Source organism: Enterobacter ludwigii, assembly GCF_001750725.1.
Lineage (GTDB): Bacteria > Pseudomonadota > Gammaproteobacteria > Enterobacterales > Enterobacteriaceae > Enterobacter > Enterobacter ludwigii.
This window is the reverse complement of record NZ_CP017279.1, coordinates 4,588,674-4,608,779: the sequence shown is the minus strand read 5'-3', so window position 1 is coordinate 4,608,779 and position 20,106 is coordinate 4,588,674. Positions and strand designations below refer to the sequence as shown.

Here is a 20,106-nt window from a genome sequence, read left to right as displayed (position 1 = left end):
CGCTTAAAGGGATTCAAATATCGCGCTCAGGCCGCTTCGACGTTCCGTGCGGGTGGCAATCGCCTGTAGCAGTACGCGCTCATCGGCATACAACGACAGGCGCTGACGCGCGCGCGTAATGGCGGTATAAATCAGTTCGCGGGTAATGACGGGCGAAAGCTGTGTCGGCAGGATCAGCGCCGCATGGTTGAACTCGGAGCCCTGAGACTTATGCACCGTCATTGCCCAGGCCGTTTCATGTTCAGGCAGACGGCTGGGCTGAACGGACTTCACGCTTCCATCCGGCATCTGGAACCAGACGCGCAGCCCCAGTCCACGATCGAGGGCAATCCCGATATCCCCGTTAAACAACCCCAGCGCGCTATCGTTGCGGGCGATCATCACCGGGCGTCCCTCATACCAGCGCGAGTGTAGGGTGCGGTTGATTTTGCGTTTCTGGCCCAGCAGCTGTTCGAACCTGTCGTTCAGACCGCTTACGCCAAATGGCCCTTCCCTCAGTGCACACAGTAGCTGATACTCGCCAAAGGCGGCGAGCGCCTGTGCCGGCGTGCATTGCTGTTGTACACCCGTCAGAAAATGCTGATACCCCTGCAGGGCGTCATCAAGCATCGCCTGATACTCTTCCCCGGTTTGCAGCGATTTTTTCTCGATATCGGTGAATTGACCGTCAAATACCGCACAGGTCGTGTGCCGGTCGCCTCTGTTCACAGCCGAAGCCAGCTGACCGATGCCCGAGTCGCTGCCGAAACGGTAGCTTTTTTGCAGCAGGCACAGGCTGTCGCGCAGCGCCCCCGCCAGGGAATGGTTTTCACTGGCGAGCGAACAGCCGGTCAGACGGGACAGCTCCTCAGCGCGTTCAGCGGTATATCCCAGGCTTGCATAAGTGCAGATATCTCCCAGTACCGCCCCGGCTTCCACCGAGGCAAGCTGGTCGCGATCGCCCAGGAAAATGACGCGGGCGTGCGCTGGCAGGGCGTCAATCAACCGCGCCATCATCGTCAGGTCGATCATTGACGCCTCATCCACCACCAGCACATCCAGATGCAACGGGTTACCGGCATGATAACGTAGACGCTGGCTTCCCGGCTGAGCGCCCAGCAGCCGGTGCAGCGTGCTGGCTTCGTTTGGGAAAAGGGCAAGCTGCTCCCCGGTGAGTGGCAACTTCTGCAGCGCACCACCTAACGACTCGGTCAGGCGCGCCGCCGCTTTGCCGGTAGGGGCCGCCAGACGAATACGGCACTTTTGCTCACCTGATAACTGAATCAGGGCGGCAAGCAGTTTGGCCACGGTGGTGGTTTTACCGGTTCCCGGGCCGCCAGAGATGACGGAGATCCGCCGTGTTAAGGCCACGGCTGCCGCCACTTTCTGCCAGTCTGTCGCCTCAACAGAGGTAAACAAAGTATCCAGCGTTTGCCGCAGTTGGGCTTCATCGCAGGGAAGAGGCGCATTGGTCTCGCTGAAAAAACGCGCGACCGCCAGTTCATTACGCCACAGTCGGTTGAGATACAAACGATCGCCCGTCAGGATCATGGGGGTCTGGCTATCGGCTGCGCTGACGGCAGGCGAACGGTGCAACACCGTCGGCCAGTCCACGGATTCTCCCAGCAGTGCAAAACAGGACTGCAGGGCCGCGGGCATTTTCTCATCCATCGCCAGACGCGAAAGCGGCAGGCAAACGTGCCCTTCCCCTGCGTCTTTACTCAGGATGGCAGCGGCGAGCATCACGGCAGGCTCATCACCTGACACCATCATGGCGAACTGTACGTCCAGGTGGCGCAGTAGTCGCTGTTCTACCGCTTCCAGCAACAATTCCTGCATCGTCATGCCACTTCCTCCGTGTTTGCTGCAAATAAGTTATCCATTTTCTCAATCAGTGCCGCATGCGGGCGTGTGCTAAAGATGCCTGAACGCGGGTCAGCCGCATCCACACCGCGCAGGAAAAGGTAAATCACCCCACCAAAGTGCTCTTCGTAACGGTAGTCAGCAATGCGGTGGCGCAGATAACGATGCAGCGCCAGAGTATAGAGCTGGTACTGCAGATCGTAGCGATGCATTTGCATGGCGGATGCCATCGCCTGCTGGGTGTAGGCTTCGCTGTTCTCACCCAGCCAGTTTGATTTGTAATCCAGCAGGTAGTAGCGCCCTTCGTGACGGAAAACCAGGTCGATAAAGCCTTTTAACATCCCCTGCACCTGGCGGAAGTTCAGCGGCGGGCAACCGGCAGACAACGGGTCATACTCGCGGATCACCGCATCAAGCGCGTCAGCCCGCAGCGGGCTGGCGATGGGAAGGTAAAACTCCATCTCCACCTGTTTATCTTTGGCGGTCAACTGGCTGAGAGAGAGGCCCTCTGCCGTGAGCGGGGCGTGCAGAATAGCGCGGATCCACTCGGTGAGGACCGGCTGCCATTGTGCATCATAGCCCCCACTCTGTAACATCTTCAGGACCCATTCGTCAGAGACAGGCTGGGTAAAATCAAGCTCTTCAAACAGGCTATGCAAAAAGGTTCCCGGTGACGCGCCGCGTGGAAATTGATGCGGCGTAAGCGCAGGCTCAACAGGTACGCTACCGGCTCCGGCGGCATCAATATCCAGCTTTGGCATCAGGTCCTGCGCAATGCTCTGCCCGTGCTGCTGTAACCCGGAGTAGCTGGTAACGCGCCAGTCGTCGGCAATGGTGCGCAGAACCTGCCGGGCTTCCAGTTCAGATTCCCGCCAGTCCGGCATCTGCCAGCGGCTGTTATCGGGCGGCGACGGAATGTGCAGGGCAACATGCTCGCCGCACAGCAACTCGATGCACTGGCGCAATCCGGCAGCATCTTTGGGCTCGCCGAGCTGAATGAGTCGCCCCAGCGCGCTCAGGTGGAAATCGCTCTCCCCCGACTTGTCGCCACGACGGCGGAACAGCGGCGCCACGCCCAGGCTGCAGTGCCAGACCGAACGGGTCAATGCCACGTAGAGCAGGCGTAAATCTTCCGCCAGACGTTCGGCCTCGGCCAGCTCAACGCTGGACTCCGCTTTACTGAGATCGAGCACCGCGTCGAACGACTCGCGATCGTGGTAAAAGGCCTGATCCTGCACGCGGTAATTGGCGATAAACGGCAGCCAGACCAGCGGATATTCCAGGCCTTTCGACTTGTGAATCGTGACGATCTGTACCAGATGTTTATCACTCTCAAGACGCATCTGCTGGCTGGAGGCGTTGCTGTTTGGGTCGGCAATCTGTTGCGCCAGCCAGCGCACCAGAGCATGTTCGCTTTCAAGCTGCGTGCCCGCCTCCTGCAACAGCTCACTGATATGTAAAATGTCGGTCAGACGGCGTTCACCGCCTGCTGTCGCGAGCATATTCTCCGCAAGGTGTCGCTTCGCCATGAGCTCGCGCACCATCGCCATCACACCGCGCTTCTGCCATCGCTCACGGTAGTGAACGAACTCTTCGACGACCGCATCCCATGCGGCTTCGTCATTATTGAGTGCATCAATGTCACGGGCGTTCAGACCGAGCATTGCGCTGGCTAGTGCGCTGCGAAGCGTACTTTCGCGCTCCGGGGACAGCACGGCCTGAAGCAGCCACAGCATCTCCTGTGCTTCCAGGGTTTCAAAAACGCTGTCACGGTTTGAGAGGTACACGGACGGGATGTTCAGCAGGGTAAGCGCATCGCGGATCAGCGACGCCTCCTGACGACTGCGCACCAGCACCGTGATATCAGACGCCTTCACGGGGGCTGACTCATTTTCCTTCCACAACAGCGCCTCGCCACGCGCACCAGCGCTGAGCCAGTCACGGATCTGCGCGGCACAATGCTGGGCCATGGCGTTTTGATAGTCCGCGACGCCACAGCCTTCACCGTCCAGCAGCCAGAAGTTCATAGCTGGCTGCGTCACCCTGTTGAATTCGAAACGCAGCGAGCGGTTTTTTGCGGCAAACTTTACCGGCTGAAAGGGGATCTCACGGAACATAAACGCCGTATCCATGCGGCTAAACAGCGCATTGACGCTTTGCACCATGCCCGGGGAAGAGCGCCAGTTGGTATCCAGCGTATAGTGCGCCTCTACCTCACTGCGGGCCTTCATGTAGGTGAAAATATCCGCACCGCGGAAGGCGTAAATGGCCTGTTTCGGATCGCCGATTAACAACAGCGCGGTGTCGGGCTGTTGTCGCCAGATGCGGCGGAAAATACGGTACTGCTGAGGGTCCGTATCCTGAAATTCGTCAATCATGGCTACCGGGAAGCGGGTGCGGATCGCGCAGGCAAGGGCTTCGCCGTTTTCACTGCACAGCGCCGCATCAAGGCGGCTCAGCATATCGTCAAAACCCAGTTCGCCACGGCGACGTTTCTCACGTGATACGGCTTCGCGAATTTCCGTCATGGCGCGGGTGATCATCAGGTCATTGAGCGTGAGTGGCTCAGCGAGCAGCGATTCAATCGCAACAAACAGAGGATGCTCAGGCACAATGCCGTCGGCTTTAGTCCGCTCAATCAAAAAACGCTGCGAGAATTTCTCCAGTGCGTCCGGAAGCTGATAACCGCGCGTCTCTTCCTGCGCCCAGGCGCTGATCTTCTCGATCCATTTACCCTGGTTGCCGCGGTTAAATTTACGTCTGTCGATCCCGGAGTTTTCGATGATCGCCTCAATCTCACCGACGGACGCATTCCATTTTTGCTTGAGCGCAGCAATTTTTCCGACAATCTTTTCATGACGTGAAGCCAGCGTTTCGTCTGCAGGTGGCGGAGATTTGATAACCGGCGCTTCGCCCTGAAGATAACGGTCGATAGCGCGAAGAAGCTCTTCGGGACCTTTCCACAACGCATGGACCGCTTCAGCGATATCGCGCGATAAAGGGTAACAGTGGCGACGCCAGAAATCCGCACAGGCCTGATAGCGAAGCACAGATTCATCTTCAATGAGCTGCTGTTCAAACAGCATTCCGGATTCAAACGCATTCAGGCTCAGCATGCGCTGACAAAAACCATGAATGGTAAAAACGGACGCTTCGTCCATCTGCCGTTCCGCCAACAGCAGCCACTGGGCGGCCTGTTGCTTATCTGCAATCTCTTCAAGAAGGCTGGCGTAGAGAGGGTTATCCGTGGTCTGGCGCAGGCAGGCGATGCGCAGCTCATGAATATTGGCACGAATACGACCGCGCAGCTCAGCGGTAGCGGCCTCGGTGAAGGTGACCACCAGCAGCTCTTCCACGCTTAACGGACGTGGAAAAGCGGCGTTACCACCAAGCCCTAACAGAAGACGTAGATAGAGCGCGGCGATGGTGAAGGTTTTTCCCGTTCCCGCTGAGGCTTCAATCAATCGTTCACCCTGTAGAGGTAAACGTAAGGGATTAAGGGGCTCAGCGGTATCGGTCATTCTTTCTTACTCCAGGGCATAGATTGCTGCAGCGCGCTGACGCTCTTCCAGATCGTCCAGCCTTTCGGGTTAACGTAGTCCGTTTTCCCGTTCTGACTACCGGAAACCTGCGACAGAATCGCCATTCCCTGCGGTTTAACCACCGCCTGGTGGAAGAAATCAGCAACCTTCTGCGGCGTCAGCTGTTTTATCTCGGCCACTACTTTATCACGCGAATCAAATTTCAGATTACCGCGATCAAAATCTTTGCTCAGTTGTGATGCTTCTTCACCCAGCGTCTGCGGCGGCTGCATCACCTGAGCGATGACGGCCTGCTGAATCTGAGCAAACTCCTCCGGCTTCATCGCCCGCAGCTTCGCTTCCGCCTGTGGGAAGAATGCCTGATAACGCTGCCAGAGATAAGCAGGCTGTTTATCACTGCTTTGCAGCAGGAAGCCCAGCCCCCACTGGCGACCCACGTTCATGGAGAAGGCAAAGACCGCGTAACCAAGCTGCTCTTCTGTACGCAGCTGGTTGTAGAACCACGGCTGAATAATCTGCCCCAGCACCGCACTCTGCGCGGTACTGGTGAATTCATCATAACCCGTGGGTACAAACACAGCGGCCAGTGCAGAATCCGTGCTGTTACCCGCCTTTTCAAAAATCACATTCTGTTTTTTCTCAACCAGTACGTCCTGGTTGCGGCACCACTCGTCGCCTTTTGAACCAAGCTGCGTACGGACATTTTCTGCCAGTGTTTTGGCCTGTACGTCACTCATATTCCCGACGATAAGGAACTCCGGACGCGTGTTCGTTTTCAGCGCATCACGATACGCCAGCACATCTTTTAAGGTGATAGAGGGCAGCAGCGCCCGGCGATCTTCGCGCTGGAAATAGGGAATTTGCGAAAGCATTTGCGTCGGCATGAGCGCCAGGTCATACGCTTTACCCTTCTCGGCAGAATCCATCATCTGCGCATACCAGGATTTGGCCTGCTCAAGTTGCTCTTCGGTCGGGGTATAACTGAAATAGCCTTCCAGTAACGCCTGGAACAGCTGCGGAAGACGCTGGGTGTAGCCGTTGGCATTGACCATCAGACCGTTATTGGCGTTGGTCGAGAAGCTTATCCCGCCTACGGCCGCCTGATTGCTAAGCTGATCGAGTGCGATACCGGCAAGATAGTCATTGAGCGCAAACATCACCTGATTTTTAGCGCTGTTCATTGCTTTTGGGTTACGCAGAACCACGCTCACATCGGCTTTCGGTTCACTCGCGAAATAGCGGCTAGGTGTATACACCACGCGCAGCGTCGGCTCATCAACGATAAGTTCCGGGTGCGGATAGGCTTTCGTGGTTTTAATCAGCGAGAAATCATCCGGAATGTAGGGGTTCAGCTCCGGCAATTTAAGCGCGATCTCACCGGCCTTTTTCTGCCAGTCGGCGAAGGTCTGGTCACTGATTTTATCCACCTGGTAAGGGGCATCGACAAAATAGGCCATTTTGTTATGCGGTTCGTTCGGGCTGATATACCAGACGCGGGCATTCTGCGGCGTCATCATCGCCAGGCGGGCTTTTACCGCGTCGGCGTCATACTGGTCGGCAATATTGACCGCGTCGAGGGTATGTTCCACCGGCACACGGATCATGGTATCCGCCAGCCACTCAACGTAATCCATGTCGCGGGTAATGGACGGATAACGGAAATCGAGATCCAGCACGTGCGCCAGTTCATCAAAGTAGCGTTTATCGACGCCTTTATCGCGCAGCAAAGAGAGATAGCTGAAGATAGCCGCCACGACGTCATCACGGTGAGCCAGACCTTTGTCAGTCAGGGTGGCGGAGATCGCCAGCACGCCGCTGTTGCCGTTCACAACCGGATCGGAGTCGGCACGGATACCTTCCACCAGCCCTTGTTTTTGCAGCCAGTCAGAAAGTGTTCCCGGGCTACGATTGCCAATCAGGTAGGTGACCAGTTCATCGGTTTTGCTGCGAAACTGCGCCGTATTGTTATCAATGCGGAACTCAACGCGTAACACTTTACGCGGCAGTGCAGGAACGTAGTGGATAACGATCCCTTTTTGCGCGTCCGTGACCACAGGAACGTTTATCTGCGGCAGGTCGATATTTTTATTCGGTACCCGGCCAAACGTCTGTGCCGCCATGCTTGCCAGCTCAGGCAACGGTTTGTTGCTGTAGATGACCGCTTTCATCAGATTGGCGGAGTAGTATTTATCGCGAAAAGCATGCAGGGCATCCAGCACCGGGCTGTTCGGTTTATCGCTCAGCGTCTCCAGGTTACCACCGGAAAAACGCGATCCCGGGTGCGCCGGGTTAATGGTTTCTGCACTCACCTGCGCCATGCGCATCCCGTCTCGCGTACGGGCAAGGGTCAGTTCAGCATTAACGGCATTGCGTTCGCGGTCAGCGTATTTTTTATCCAGCAGGGGAGCCGCGATAGAATCCGCCAGACGATCCACTGCACCTCCCAGCGCATCATTCTCAACTTCGAGATAGAAGGCTGTACGGTACGGCGCCGTGCTGGCGTTGTGGCTGCCGCCATGCATTTTGAGAAATTCGGACAGGCTATCTGGCTGTGGGTATTTTTTGGAACCCATAAGCGTCATATGTTCCAGATAGTGTGCAAGCCCAGGGTGGGCTTCCGGATCTTCCAGCGACCCAACCGGCACCACCAGTGCCGACAGGGATTTTACCGCCTGCGGATCGGAAACCAGCAGCACAGTTATCCCGTTATCAAGGCGAATAGCCTGATACTGACGGGTATCTTTTTCGCTCTTACGGATAGTTTCCTGAATGGGTTGCCAACCGGAGCCTGCCTGAGTGAAAGGTGCCCAAAGGGCGACAAACAAAACAAACGCTTTGAACAAGGTGCTGCCTGGCATTACGACCTCTTTATCACGGCTACATCATTAACAAACTGCGTGCTGGACTCACCAACATCTCTTTCTTTGGGTACATCAGTCCGTGATAAGAAGTGCATCATAAATGAACACCCCATGCTGCGCAATTTTTATACAGCACTCAGGACTGATTAAATTTGAACAACGGTAACAGGTAGCGTTGTGCTTCTTCCGTGATAGCCTCGAAGTATTCAGGCTCAAGCGTTCGCCATAAACGTTGATACCAGACATCCTCACCTTCGCCGCGCACCATCATGTTACCTTCATACGCCTGCATGAATTTACTCCGTGCTTTCTGCAGTGAAGCGTCATCCGTTAACATGGCATCATTCTGTGCGTCATAACAAGCTTTTATCCAGGCACCACCGCTCTCGGGCAGTAGCAGGAGCGGTTTATTCATTCCCCGCAGATAGCCTTCAACGTACAAGGATAAATAACGTAACGCCTGCTCTGCGTCCATCGGCGGAAAGCGCCATTCGCCCTCTTTGCGGACAAAAATACGGCTTTCGCCTTTATGGCCGCCAGCACTGTAGACAAGATGTTCGAGCCAGAGTTGCAAACCTTGTGAAACGCTAAGCATGGAAGGACGCCAGCGCAGGAGCCCATCCGGCTGTACCTGAGTTAGCCAGCCCGTGAGCTGCACACCCTGGCAGTTGAGATCGATTTCAAGACTGGTTCCGGGTTGCCGGCATTCCCTCACGCGTTCTGCCAGAGCTTCCATCTCCTGGCGCTGCGCCTCCCAGACAATTTCTCCGAACGCCCCGTAGGGTAACTGCCCCGCAGCACGGTAGCGGCGGTAAAGCTTGTCGGCATCTTCCTCTTCAACCAGCGCGTTCAGCAACTGCAGGTTTAACTGATACCGCTCTAGCCCTTCCAGCGTAAACGGCTCTGCATCAGGAATTTCACTCTCTTCAGAACGGAAATTGACCTGCAACCGTTGCTGGAAGAAAGCGCGTACCGGATGCCCCCAAAACCGCTGAAGCTGTTCAAAGGTCAGGGTGTCTATCGGGCGAGGATCAAGCTCCTGAATGAAATCGGTATGCGCTCTCCCCTCTTTTTTCGCCGCAGGCAGCCATTCGTGGGCATAGCTCTGATGATCGCTGACCACGTAGTTCACCGGGTCAAACGGCATGCGGCTATGTAAGCGGGTGATATGCGCCTTCACTCGCTGCGCACTTTCATCACAGTTACGGGCTTCATCCCCCGCCAGATAGTGGCTCTGCCCGATATAATCCACCAGTTCCTGCACCAGAACAGAAGGAAAGCGCTCGCTGTTGTCCTGGATAGAGCGGCCGATATAGCTGATATACAACTGACGTTGAGCCGAAATGAGCGCCTCAAGGAAGAGATAGCGGTCATCGTCACGACGGCTACGATCGCCCCGCTTTGGATTCGCACTCATCAGATCAAAACCCAGCGGCGCCAGGGCTCGTGGGTATATACCGTCATTCATTCCGAGCAAGCACACCACTTTGAACGGGATAGAACGCATTGGCATCAGGGTGCAAATATTGATTGGGCCTGCCAGGAAACGCTGGCTAATTCGCTCCTGATCGAGCCGTTGCGTCAGCTCATCGCGCAGCAATGACAACGGGATAGCCTCGTTATAGTGAGAACTCACGCCCTCTTCGACGATTGCCTGCCACTGCGTTTCAATGAGCGCCATAGCGGCTTCGGTATCACTGTCCGGCAGGAAGAAATCATTGAGCAACGCCCTGCATACCGGGAGCCACGCATCCAGCGGACGCGGCTGCATCAACTCGAGCCGCCAGCGGTTAAGTTGCATCAGCAGGGAAGCTAAATGACCGACCAGCTCAGCGATCAACCCGCTGGACTCATCGTAGGGCAGGACTTCATTCCACTCGCCCTGGCTGCTTTCCATCGCATAGCCCAGCAGCATACGCGTCAGGCCAAACCGCCAGGTGTGCTGGCCGGTAGGAGGAAGCTCGAACGCCTGAACGTTGTCATCATCAATGCCCCAGCGTACGCCGGACTCGCTAACCCACTGACGAAGGTAACGCAGCCCCTCTTCATTGATATTGAAACGTGCGGCCAGGACTGGGACATCCAGTAATGCCAGGACATCTTCGGAGATAAACCGGCTATCCGGTAATGAAAGCAAAGTAATAAAGGCCTGCAAGGCCGGATGAGACTGGCGGGCCCGTCGGTCAGAAATGGCGTACGGCAGGTAGCGTTCACCCGTCGCACTCCCAAAAACAGCCTGAATAAAGGGACTGTAACTGTCGATATCCGCCACCATCACCACAATGTCACGTGGCGTCAGCTCAGGATCGTCCTGCAGCATCGCCAGCAGTTGATCGTGAAGGACTTCAACCTCGCGCTGCGGGCTGTGGCAAACGTGGATCGTGACGCTGCGATCGTCGCCGTCCAGCTTGCGCTTACTGTCGCTGCGTTCAAATTCTTTCGCCGTAACGCCCATGACGGCGCGGTTTTCGAGATCCAGAATGTCGAGTTGGATATTATGCAGCAGGCTATCCGGAGCGATCTCGACGAAGGCATCCACATCCCCTTCGCCTGACGACGTGATGTCTGAGAGCATGTGAATGTAGTCACGGCCCAGCTTTCCCCAAGAAGCAAGCAGCGGGTTTGGCAGGTTTTGAATGCCGTGCTCGTCAAATAGCTGTGCGGCAGACGCGCTGTCTTTAAACAGTGGCACGGTACGCTCTTCAAACAGGCGTCGTCTCTGGCGAGACACCAGCCGCGAAAGCCAGCGTTCATCCTGAATGTCGCCCCAGTACTGGCGACACGGATTGGTAAAGAGGATATGTATGTCGATGTGTTTACCCAGCGCACTCAGCGCCTGCAAATACACCGGTGGCAGCGCCGAGATGCCGCAGATAAACACGCGAGAGGGCAGCCGGGCTGGTCGCTCAGCGCTGTTTTCCAGTATGGAGATAAACCGCTGGTAGAGGTTTGCACGGTGCCACTTCGGCTGGCCGAGTTTCTCAGTGTGTTCCACCAGCGCTTTCCAGAGCGGTGCCTGCCAGACTTGCGCCTCCGGTAACCCGTCGACCCGCTCGCCCGCTTCCCAGCGAGTCAGCCATTCCGGGCGATACACCAGATACTGGTCATAGAGATCGGCGGTGCGTGATGCCAGCTGGAACAGCTTGCGTTTATCGGTGTCGTCATTGAGGTAGTGGCGCAGCATGACGAATTCATCATGCTGCAGCATGTCCGGCAACAATGCCATCAGCTTCCAGCTCATGCTTTGCTTGTTGAAGGCACTCTGTTCCGGGATGTCCGGCAACACGCGGACAAACATCTCCCAGATAAAACTTGCGGGCAGCGGGAAATCGATATTTGCGGCAATGCCGAATTTACGCGAAAGCGACATCTGCAGCCACTGTGCCATACCGGTGCTCTGCACCAGCACCATTTCTGGCTCAAAAGGATCGTCAAGCCGCTCGCGCTCAACGATAAATTCCATCAGCGCTTCCAGCACATCCAGACGATTTGAGTGGTAGACCCTTAACATAGACGCTCCCGACTACTGGCTAACCGGGCAATGCAGACGCGTCATCTCGCCGCGCCGCCCCAGAGGAGAAATAAGTGTAACCGTGATGCTGACACATCCAGAGAGTGTTGTCTGCCCCCGACTGACCTGCCAGCCTGCCGGGAGAGCAATTGTTGAAAGCTGAGACTGATTCCAGGCATGGTGCCAGAGCTGACGATACTGATTAAACATGGAGAACCGCGTCGCCAGTGCCCGCTGATAACCCGACAGTGCCGTGACAATCATCACCAGCAGCATCATCGCCAGTAGTACCTCAACCATGCTAAAGCCTTTTTCTCTGCTCACGGCAGCTGGCATAACGCACTCTCCTTAAGCGGACAAAAATCACTCCAGCCGTGTGGCGAGAAATGGATCTTGCCGTCGATGATTTCGCCTCTGCGCCATAGCAGCAGGCCATCACTCCCGGCGATAAGCAGCACACGCGCTTCATTCAGTAGCCGCAGGCAAACTCGCCACGCCGATACCTTTTTGCACTGGATCTCAGGCTCAGATAACCAGCTCTGAACGCGTCCCCATTCAAGCGCTGACTGCACGGATGCCTGCTGTTGAACCGAGCGGCTCTCACCGCCCACCAGTGCGCTAAACGTGGTCAGCTGCTGATTGAGGCCGGAGAGGATCAGCGTGCCCAACACCAGTAAAAGTAATACCAGCGCCAGCGAGGACATCCCGCGCTGCCGGTTCACAGGTTGTACCCCGTGACGCCATAAAAAGCCTGACAGGGGGCCCCCTGCTCACCCTGACGAAGGGCGGTCATTTCAATATTCAACTGGGGGGCAAACCCCGCATGCTCAACTTGACTCACCACAAAGTGCTGGATGAGAAGCCTGTTGGGGTCAGTGAGTTTCTCCCATCCCTTACCCTCACACGAGGTCGCCCCATGCAGGGTCTCCAGTGCACCTGATTCCAGACGAAAACCTGTGCTGTCGTTTTCCGAAGACGAGCTATCCCAGTTACCGTTACTGTTTGCATCCCACCGTACAATGACACAGCGACCTTGCCTGCCGATCGTCAGTCCCTGCCCCGCACAGTTTCCGGCGCAATACCCCGCACGCTGAAGCTGTTTGCCGAGGGAAAAAAGGCGTTGCCACACCTCCTCCTCAAGCTCCCGCTGACCGGACTGCTGTAAAACAGCCCGCTGCAAGCCCGGTAAAAAGCGCGAGGCGCTTATCAGTAACAGACTGCTGATCGCCGTGGCAATCAGAACTTCCATCAGTGAGAAACCCTGCTGGTTTAGGGACATGAACCTTCTCCTGTGACATTGCACATCCTGATTCGCCCTCCATTCGAGACAATGACGAGCCATTCTCCTGCACGACTTTGCAGGCGTATTCGCCCTGCCCATGCCGTATCCCTGAGTCCATAGAAGCCAAATAACGGCGTTATTTCACTTACCGTGACCTCCGGCCACAGGGGAATAAATACAAACGGACTGCCCTTATCACAGCCCTGCACGAATGCGCTCATCAGACAGGTGACGCCCCTGTCGCGTCGCAGTGTGACCTGGTGGTCACGGTTGTGCCGGTTTGCGTCATTACGCAGAAAGACCAGGTAATCACGCACCTGCCCGGCGGTTTGCCAGAGCCGTTGCTGCCGTTGCCAGTTGTCCCAGCCATATAGCCCGGAGGCGCTGAGAATGACCACCAGCGAGATAGCCACCAGGGTTTCGATAAGCGTAAAACCGTTCTCTTTTTTCATGCCGGGAGTGTGGCGAAATGGCCTGGAATTGACGAGCTACGGATGACCGTTTTACGAGCCCTTATCAAGGAAAGTTAAGCGGTTGCAGTGCGTTGCATACGTTCTGGATAACGCGTCGGAAAGCGGGAAGAAGGCGAAAAAAAAACCGGCGCTAAACAGCACCGGTTATGTCACGATTGACGGCCTCAGATAGCGACGGGCGCTTTGATGCCTGGATGAGGGTCATAACCCTCAATCTCAAAATCGTCAAAGCGGTAATCAAAAATGGATTCCGGTTTGCGTTTGATAATCAGCTTAGGCAAGGCGCGCGGTTCGCGGGTCAACTGGAGATGCGTCTGTTCCATATGGTTGCTGTAGAGATGGGTATCCCCACCGGTCCAGACGAAATCGCCCACGTCCAGATCGCACTGCTGCGCCATCATATGCACTAACAGCGCATAGCTGGCAATGTTGAACGGCAGGCCGAGGAACACGTCGCAGGAGCGCTGATAGAGCTGGCAGGAGAGCTTGCCGTCTGCCACATAGAACTGGAAGAACGCATGGCACGGTGCCAGTGCCATTTTATCCAGCTCGCCGACGTTCCAGGCAGAAACGATAATACGGCGCGAGTCCGGATCGTTTTTCAGCTGGTTCATCACGGTGGTGATCTGGTCAATATGGCGGCCATCCGGCGTAGGCCATGCGCGCCACTGCTTACCGTACACCGGGCCCAGGTTGCCGTTTTCATCTGCCCATTCGTCCCAGATAGAGACGTTGTTATCATGCAGATACGCAACGTTGGTATCGCCTTGCAGGAACCAGAGCAGTTCATGAATGATCGAGCGCAGGTGGCAGCGCTTTGTCGTCACCAGCGGAAAACCTTCCTGCAGATTGAAGCGCATCTGGTGGCCAAAAATGGAGAGCGTGCCGGTACCGGTACGGTCATTTTTCGGCGTGCCCTCATCGAGCACTTTTTTCATCAGTTCAAGATACTGTTTCATGGTTCCTCAGGAAAGTTGTTGCTGTGGACGACGACGATACGCCCAAATCATCATAATGACACCCGCGACAATCATCGGAATGGAGAGGATCTGCCCCATGCTGATGTACTGTACCCATTCGCCGGTGAACTGTGCATCCGGCTGGCGGAAGAACTCGACGATGATACGGAATGCACCGTAGCCAATCAGGAACAGACCGGAGACAGAACCCATCGGACGCGGTTTACGGATAAACAGATTCAGGATGATAAACAGCACCACGCCTTCCAGCGCCAGCTCGTAAAGCTGAGACATATGGCGCGGCAGAACACCGTAAGTATCGAACAGGGATTGCCACTCAGGATGAGACGGCAGCAGCGCCATGTCCTCTGCACGCGAGCCCGGGAACAGCATGGTAAAGGAGACACTCGGGTCGACACGCCCCCAGAGCTCACCATTGATAAAGTTGCCCAGACGTCCTGCTCCCAGACCAAACGGGATCAGTGGCGCGATAAAATCTGACACCTGGAAGAAGTTGCGCTTGGTGCGTTTGGCAAAAATCACCATCACCAGGATCACACCAATCAGCCCGCCGTGGAAGGACATGCCGCCATCCCAGACGCGGAACAGGTAGAGTGGATCGTTCAGGAATACCGGGAGGTTATAGAACAGAACATACCCAATACGGCCGCCCAGGAACACGCCAAGGAAGCCTGCATACAGCAGGTTCTCGACTTCGTTTTTGGTCCAGCCACTGCCGGGACGACTGGCGCGACGGCCAGCAAGCCACATGGCAAAAATGAAGCCGACCAGGTACATCAGACCGTACCAGTGAAGCGAAACAGGTCCTATTGAGAAAATGACCGGATCAAATTCCGGAAAATGCAGATAACCACTGTTCATCTGTCACCACAAGATGTTGTTATTCCGCTGAAAGTGGACAGCGGTAGAAATGCGATTCTGCTGTTAGCAGAGGCTCCAAAGTTGCGAATCATAGCATAAGGCGGACGCGGAGGATGCGCCAGAGATGTAAAAGATGTGTATAGAGGAGTGTGTTATATCCTCACCTCCGCCCTGTCACAAAGGACGAGGACGGAGTGAGGGGAAAAGTACGTATTAGCGACCGCCGCGAATCAGGCCGCCCATACCGCGTCGTTCCATGAAAGCAGCCACCTGATGACGCACTTCAGCGGCCAGCTGCGCTTCAAGACTGCGTTCAGCCAGCTCGCGGGCATCCTCAATATCGATATGCCGCAGCAGGTACTTCACGCGGGCAACCGCACGGCCGTTCATGGAGAGGTGGCGGTACCCCAGCCCAATCAGGATTGCAACGCACATCGAATCCCCGGCCATTTCACCGCACAGGCGCAAATCAATATCATGCTGCTCTGCTTCTCGCGCGATCATCGCTAACGCCCGGATCATCGCAGGGTGCAGGCTGTCATAAATGCTGGCAACACGCGTGTTGTTACGGTCGACGGCCAGAATATACTGCGTCAGGTCATTGGTACCGACCGAGATAAAGTCGACACGGTTAGCCAGCTGCGGCAGCATAAAGACCATTGACGGCACTTCAAGCATCACCCCAATTCGTGGTTTAGGGATCGCATAGCCAATCATCTCTTCGACTTCACGACCGGCACGCTCAATCAGACGCCGCGCCTCGTCAATCTCATCAATGCTGGTGACCATCGGCAGTAAAATGCTGAGGTTACCCGTCGCCGCATTCGCGCGCAGCATGGCACGCACCTGGATCAGGAAGATCTCAGGCTGATCGAGCGTAATGCGTATCCCACGCCAGCCCAGGCACGGGTTTTCTTCACTAATCGGCATGTACGGCAGCTGTTTATCTGCCCCGACATCAAGGGTGCGCAGGGTGACCGGTTTGTCGTTAAACATCTGCAGCATGCCCTGATACTGCGCGACCTGCTCCTCTTCAGAGGGAAAGCCACTTTGCAGCATGAACGGGATTTCGGTGCGGTATAAGCCGATACCGTCGATGCGGCTGCCGAGCTTCTCTTCATGCTCGGGGCTTAAACCTGCGTTGAGCATGACTTTGATTCGCTCGCCGCTTTTGAGCTGTGCGGGCAGATTAACGTCATCCTCTGCCAGCTTGCTTAATTCATTCTCTTCGCTGATAAGGCGCTGGTATTCCTGAAGCAGAACCGGCTCAGGATCAACCAACAGCTCACCGCGATAACCGTCGACCACCAGGGTGCGTCGGTGCAGCACCGATGGCTGGATATCCGCCCCCATAACGGTGGGAATTCCCAGCGCGCGCACCATAATGGCCGCGTGCGAGTTCGCCGCGCCATCGCGTACCACCACGCCCGCCAGGCGGTCATGAGGCAGTTCAGCCAGCGTTGTCGCGGAGAGTTCATCGGCAACGAGCACAAAACGTTTTGGCCAGGCATTCGCGCCCTGAATAGTGTCATCAAGATGGAACAGTAAACGCTGCCCCAGGGCGCGTAAATCACCGGCCCGCTCTTTCAGGTAACCGTCGGTCAGTGCCGCAAACTGTTCGGCAAATTTTTCGATGACCTTTTTAACCGCCCACTCCGCAACCGCACCTTTGTCGACTTCGTCAAAAAGCTCGCGGCGCAGACGTGCATCGGAGAGAAGGTGCGAGTAAAGGTCAAAAATGGCCGCCGTCTCTTTTTGCGCCCCAGCGGCAAAGCGCTTGCTGTAACGACGAAACTCATTCGACGCCTCTTCCAGCGCGGCGGTGAGACGCTCACGCTCAAGCGCTTCATCAAGCGTTGAGGCTTCGTACACCTGCTCCATCAACGGCAGAGTGGCGTCCATCCAGCCTTCGGCGATAGCGACGCCCGGCGACGCCGGAAGCGCGCGAATACGCGTATGACGATACTGACCAAACAGTGCCGTCAACTGGGACTGGGAGAGGATCGCGGCCATCTGCGTGGCCAGCGTGACGAGGAAAGACTCTTCGCTTTCATCGTACTGACGCAACTCACGTTGCTGTACCACCAGCACACCAAGCAGCTGACGGCGCTGAATAATCGGCACGCCCAGGAAGGCGCGGAAACGATCTTCTTTTACGGAGGGGATATATTTAAAGCTGGGGTGTTTTTGCGCGTCGGCAAGGTTGATAGGTTCGGCGAGTCGCCCAACCAGACCAACGATACCTTCATCAAACGCGAGCGTTACGGTGCGTCCACGTGGCTTTTTCAAACCACGGGTCGCCATCAGGTAATAGCAACGCCGATCGTGGTCGGCCAGATACACCGAACAGACTTCGGTCTCCATCGCAAGACAGATGTCGGTAACCAGAATGTTCAGCGCCTCATTCAGACGCGGCGCACTGGCCACCTTCTCGACTATTTCTCGCAAGCGGGTGAGCATGATTTGCGTAGCTTAACCTCTTTTACGTCGCCAGGCAGGTGCGCTCTGCGGCTTAGGCGGGATCTCCTGAAGCTGCATGACAACACTTGCGAACTCTTTCATCACCCTACGGTAAACATCGCGTTTAAATGACACGACCTGACGAACAGGATACCAATAGCTCACCCAACGCCAGCCATCAAACTCCGGCGTACTGCTGGTTTGCATATTGATATCTGAATCGTTGCCCACCAACTGCAGTAGAAACCATTTTTGTTTCTGGCCGATACAAACCGGCTTTGTGTCCCAACGCACCAAACGTTTCGGTAACTTGTAACGCAACCAGTTGCGGGTCGAAGCCAGGATGCGAACATCTTTTCGGCTTAAACCAACCTCTTCAAACAGCTCCCGGTACATCGCTTGTTCTGGGGACTCTCCCGGGTTGATCCCGCCTTGCGGGAACTGCCAGGAGTGCTGACCATATCGACGGGCCCACATCACCTGGCCCTGACGATTACAAATTACTATTCCTACGTTCGGGCGGTAGCCATCGTCATCAATCACCGGACTACCCCAAACTAAACCTTATATATGAATGATTGTTTCACACTACAGGGAGGCGGTAAACCACTCTCTTACAGGGCTGCAACCTAATAACATTTGAATAACTCACAAATACAGGCAGAGTTATAAACAGATGAGCGGCTCAGAGGGGAATTTTATTCACCTTTTCTGTGGATATAGTTGTGAAGAAGTGTCTGATTACCGATGAACAACCTCAGCCGCCGTCAATCCCTCTCCATTACCGAAAGAAAATAAAATCATTATTTTCATAAAGTTAATCACCATAAAACCAACCCACACCGCTTAATCGTGACGATCATCACATCAGGGATCGTTGTGCTGATGAAAGATCGAACAGCGTCGGTTTTATCCACAGATTGTGCCAATAAGTTAGGCACAATTTGTTTGAAAATTGGATTTTCGTCGCACGTCAAGGCTGTAAATTGAAACAGTAGTCAGGGTTATGCCCAGTTATCCCACTTTTCTGTGGATAACATGGTGTAAGATCCTGTTCATTGTCAGTGACCAGAATTGAACAACCGAATTTTTGTCCCTCGCCATCCATTTTTAGCGTGCTAAAAAAACCTATAAATCATGCACATGGCATATTCGTACAGAAAAAGTTAAACTCTATCCACAGGGGACAATTTCTTAGTGTATTTTTTAATCAAAAGGTTACCTTCATGCATTCGCTTTTACCCTTGCTTTCACCGCCGTCCAGCGAAACCCAGTTGCTACAGCAGGCGCAGCGTCTGGCTGGCTTTTCGCTTGGCGAGCTGGCGGCAATGGCTGGCCTGCCGATCCCTCAGGATCTGAAGCGGGATAAAGGCTGGATCGGCATGCTGCTGGAGCTGTGGCTGGGTGCAAGCGCAGGGAGTAAACCGGAGCAGGATTTCGCCGCCCTGGGCGTAGAGTTAAAAACCATTCCCATCGATAGCCTTGGGAAGCCCCTGGAAACGACATTTGTCTGCGTTGCACCGTTAACCGGGAATACTGGTGTGACGTGGGAAACCAGTCACGTTCGCCATAAACTGAAGCGCGTGCTTTGGGTCCCCGTAGAAGGAGAACGTCAGATCCCGCTGGCTGAACGCCGCGTTGGCGCACCGCTGTTGTGGAGTCCGGATGAAGATGAAGAGCATCAGCTGCGTCTGGACTGGGAAGAGCTGATGGATATGATTGTCCTCGGTCAGGTTGAGCGCATCACCGCCCGACACGGAGAGGTGTTACAGCTGCGGCCAAAGGCGGCGAACAGTAAAGCGCTCACGGAAGCAATCGGTGCCCGGGGCGAGCCGATACTGACATTGCCACGCGGTTTTTATCTCAAAAAGAACTTTACCGGAGCGCTCCTTGCTCGCCATTTCTTACTCAAAACGTAGTTTTTTACTTATTTTGAGAGCTCTCAAACATAATCACCTGGTTTTTAAGATTTTACCGCTTCCTCCTGTCGAAATATCGGGTTATTACTACACTATGATTTGATACGAGCCAGGTGAGGACGATAACGATGAAAAAATGGGCAGTGTTAATTTCAGCAGTCGGATTAGCGTTTGCAGTATCGGGCTGTAGCAGCGATTACGTGATGGCGACAAAAGATGGCCGGATGATCCTGACAGACGGCAAGCCGGAAGTCGATGATGACACCGGTCTGGTCAGCTACCGCGATCAGTCCGGGAATAAAATGCAGATCAATCGCGACGAAGTCTCGCAAATTATCGAGCGATAAACAGAGAGAGGTCAGTACCTTGCTGGCC

14 protein-coding genes and 1 pseudogene are annotated in these 20,106 nt (G+C 55.3%); 3 read left to right on the top strand and 12 right to left on the bottom strand.

Annotated elements, in window-relative coordinates; translation table 11 throughout:
- Positions 1-3 precede the first annotated feature (3 nt).
- The 12 genes from recD to rppH all read right to left on the bottom strand — a co-directional run bounded on the left by recD (position 4) and on the right by rppH (position 18,355).
- Positions 4-1,824: an exodeoxyribonuclease V subunit alpha gene (gene recD / locus BH714_RS21675; protein ID WP_040018890.1), complete on the bottom strand. Its 1,821-nt coding sequence runs from the start codon at positions 1,822-1,824 to the stop codon at positions 4-6.
- Positions 1,821-5,363 carry an exodeoxyribonuclease V subunit beta gene (recB, locus tag BH714_RS21670; protein WP_040018889.1) on the bottom strand — a complete coding sequence of 1,181 codons (3,543 nt, stop codon included), beginning with the start codon at positions 5,361-5,363 and terminating at the stop codon, positions 1,821-1,823. Before recB ends, recD begins: the two co-directional genes overlap by 4 nt.
- Positions 5,360-8,242 carry a pitrilysin gene (ptrA, locus tag BH714_RS21665; protein ID WP_040018888.1) on the bottom strand — a complete coding sequence of 961 codons (2,883 nt, stop codon included), beginning with the start codon at positions 8,240-8,242 and terminating at the stop codon, positions 5,360-5,362. Before ptrA ends, recB begins: the two co-directional genes overlap by 4 nt.
- 139 nt (positions 8,243-8,381) lie before the next feature.
- A complete protein-coding gene (recC, locus tag BH714_RS21660; RefSeq protein ID WP_040018887.1) occupies positions 8,382-11,756 on the bottom strand; it encodes an exodeoxyribonuclease V subunit gamma in 3,375 nt (1,124 codons plus the stop codon).
- A 12-nt stretch (positions 11,757-11,768) separates the two neighbouring features.
- Positions 11,769-12,092 (bottom strand): prepilin-type N-terminal cleavage/methylation domain-containing protein, encoded by a 324-nt coding sequence (locus BH714_RS21655; protein ID WP_014171443.1) that lies wholly within the window; start codon positions 12,090-12,092, stop codon positions 11,769-11,771.
- Positions 12,077-12,478 carry a DUF2509 family protein gene (locus BH714_RS21650; RefSeq protein ID WP_040018886.1) on the bottom strand — a complete coding sequence of 134 codons (402 nt, stop codon included), beginning with the start codon at positions 12,476-12,478 and terminating at the stop codon, positions 12,077-12,079. Before BH714_RS21650 ends, BH714_RS21655 begins: the two co-directional genes overlap by 16 nt.
- The gene (locus BH714_RS21645; RefSeq protein WP_025203343.1) at positions 12,475-13,035 is read right to left on the bottom strand and encodes a prepilin peptidase-dependent protein; all 561 of its coding nucleotides are present in this window, start codon (positions 13,033-13,035) and stop codon (positions 12,475-12,477) included. Before BH714_RS21645 ends, BH714_RS21650 begins: the two co-directional genes overlap by 4 nt.
- Positions 13,026-13,490 carry a prepilin peptidase-dependent protein gene (locus BH714_RS21640; protein ID WP_032680368.1) on the bottom strand — a complete coding sequence of 155 codons (465 nt, stop codon included), beginning with the start codon at positions 13,488-13,490 and terminating at the stop codon, positions 13,026-13,028. The genes BH714_RS21645 and BH714_RS21640 overlap by 10 nt, the downstream gene beginning before the upstream one ends.
- 185 nt (positions 13,491-13,675) lie before the next feature.
- Entirely contained in the window at positions 13,676-14,470 is a 795-nt protein-coding gene (thyA, locus tag BH714_RS21635; protein WP_040018885.1) for a thymidylate synthase, read from the bottom strand.
- Positions 14,471-14,476: 6 nt separating this feature from the next.
- The gene (gene lgt / locus BH714_RS21630; protein WP_014171449.1) at positions 14,477-15,352 is read right to left on the bottom strand and encodes a prolipoprotein diacylglyceryl transferase; all 876 of its coding nucleotides are present in this window, start codon (positions 15,350-15,352) and stop codon (positions 14,477-14,479) included.
- Between the two features lie 213 nt (positions 15,353-15,565).
- Entirely contained in the window at positions 15,566-17,812 is a 2,247-nt protein-coding gene (gene ptsP, locus BH714_RS21625; protein ID WP_014171450.1) for a phosphoenolpyruvate--protein phosphotransferase, read from the bottom strand.
- Between the two features lie 12 nt (positions 17,813-17,824).
- Entirely contained in the window at positions 17,825-18,355 is a 531-nt protein-coding gene (gene rppH, locus BH714_RS21620) for an RNA pyrophosphohydrolase (protein WP_013098553.1), read from the bottom strand.
- Positions 18,356-18,818: 463 nt separating this feature from the next.
- On the opposite strand from rppH, the pseudogene BH714_RS24380 reads away from it, so the two are divergent.
- From BH714_RS24380 to BH714_RS21610, 3 genes and pseudogenes are all read left to right on the top strand, one after another.
- A pseudogene (locus BH714_RS24380) lies at positions 18,819-18,884 on the top strand (hypothetical protein); the annotation flags it as partial.
- Positions 18,885-19,038: 154 nt separating this feature from the next.
- Positions 19,039-19,731 carry a DNA mismatch repair endonuclease MutH gene (gene mutH / locus BH714_RS21615; RefSeq protein WP_032678891.1) on the top strand — a complete coding sequence of 231 codons (693 nt, stop codon included), beginning with the start codon at positions 19,039-19,041 and terminating at the stop codon, positions 19,729-19,731.
- Between the two features lie 128 nt (positions 19,732-19,859).
- Positions 19,860-20,078, top strand: coding sequence for a YgdI/YgdR family lipoprotein (locus tag BH714_RS21610; protein WP_020883776.1), 219 nt, complete (start codon positions 19,860-19,862; stop codon positions 20,076-20,078).
- Positions 20,079-20,106 lie beyond the last annotated feature (28 nt).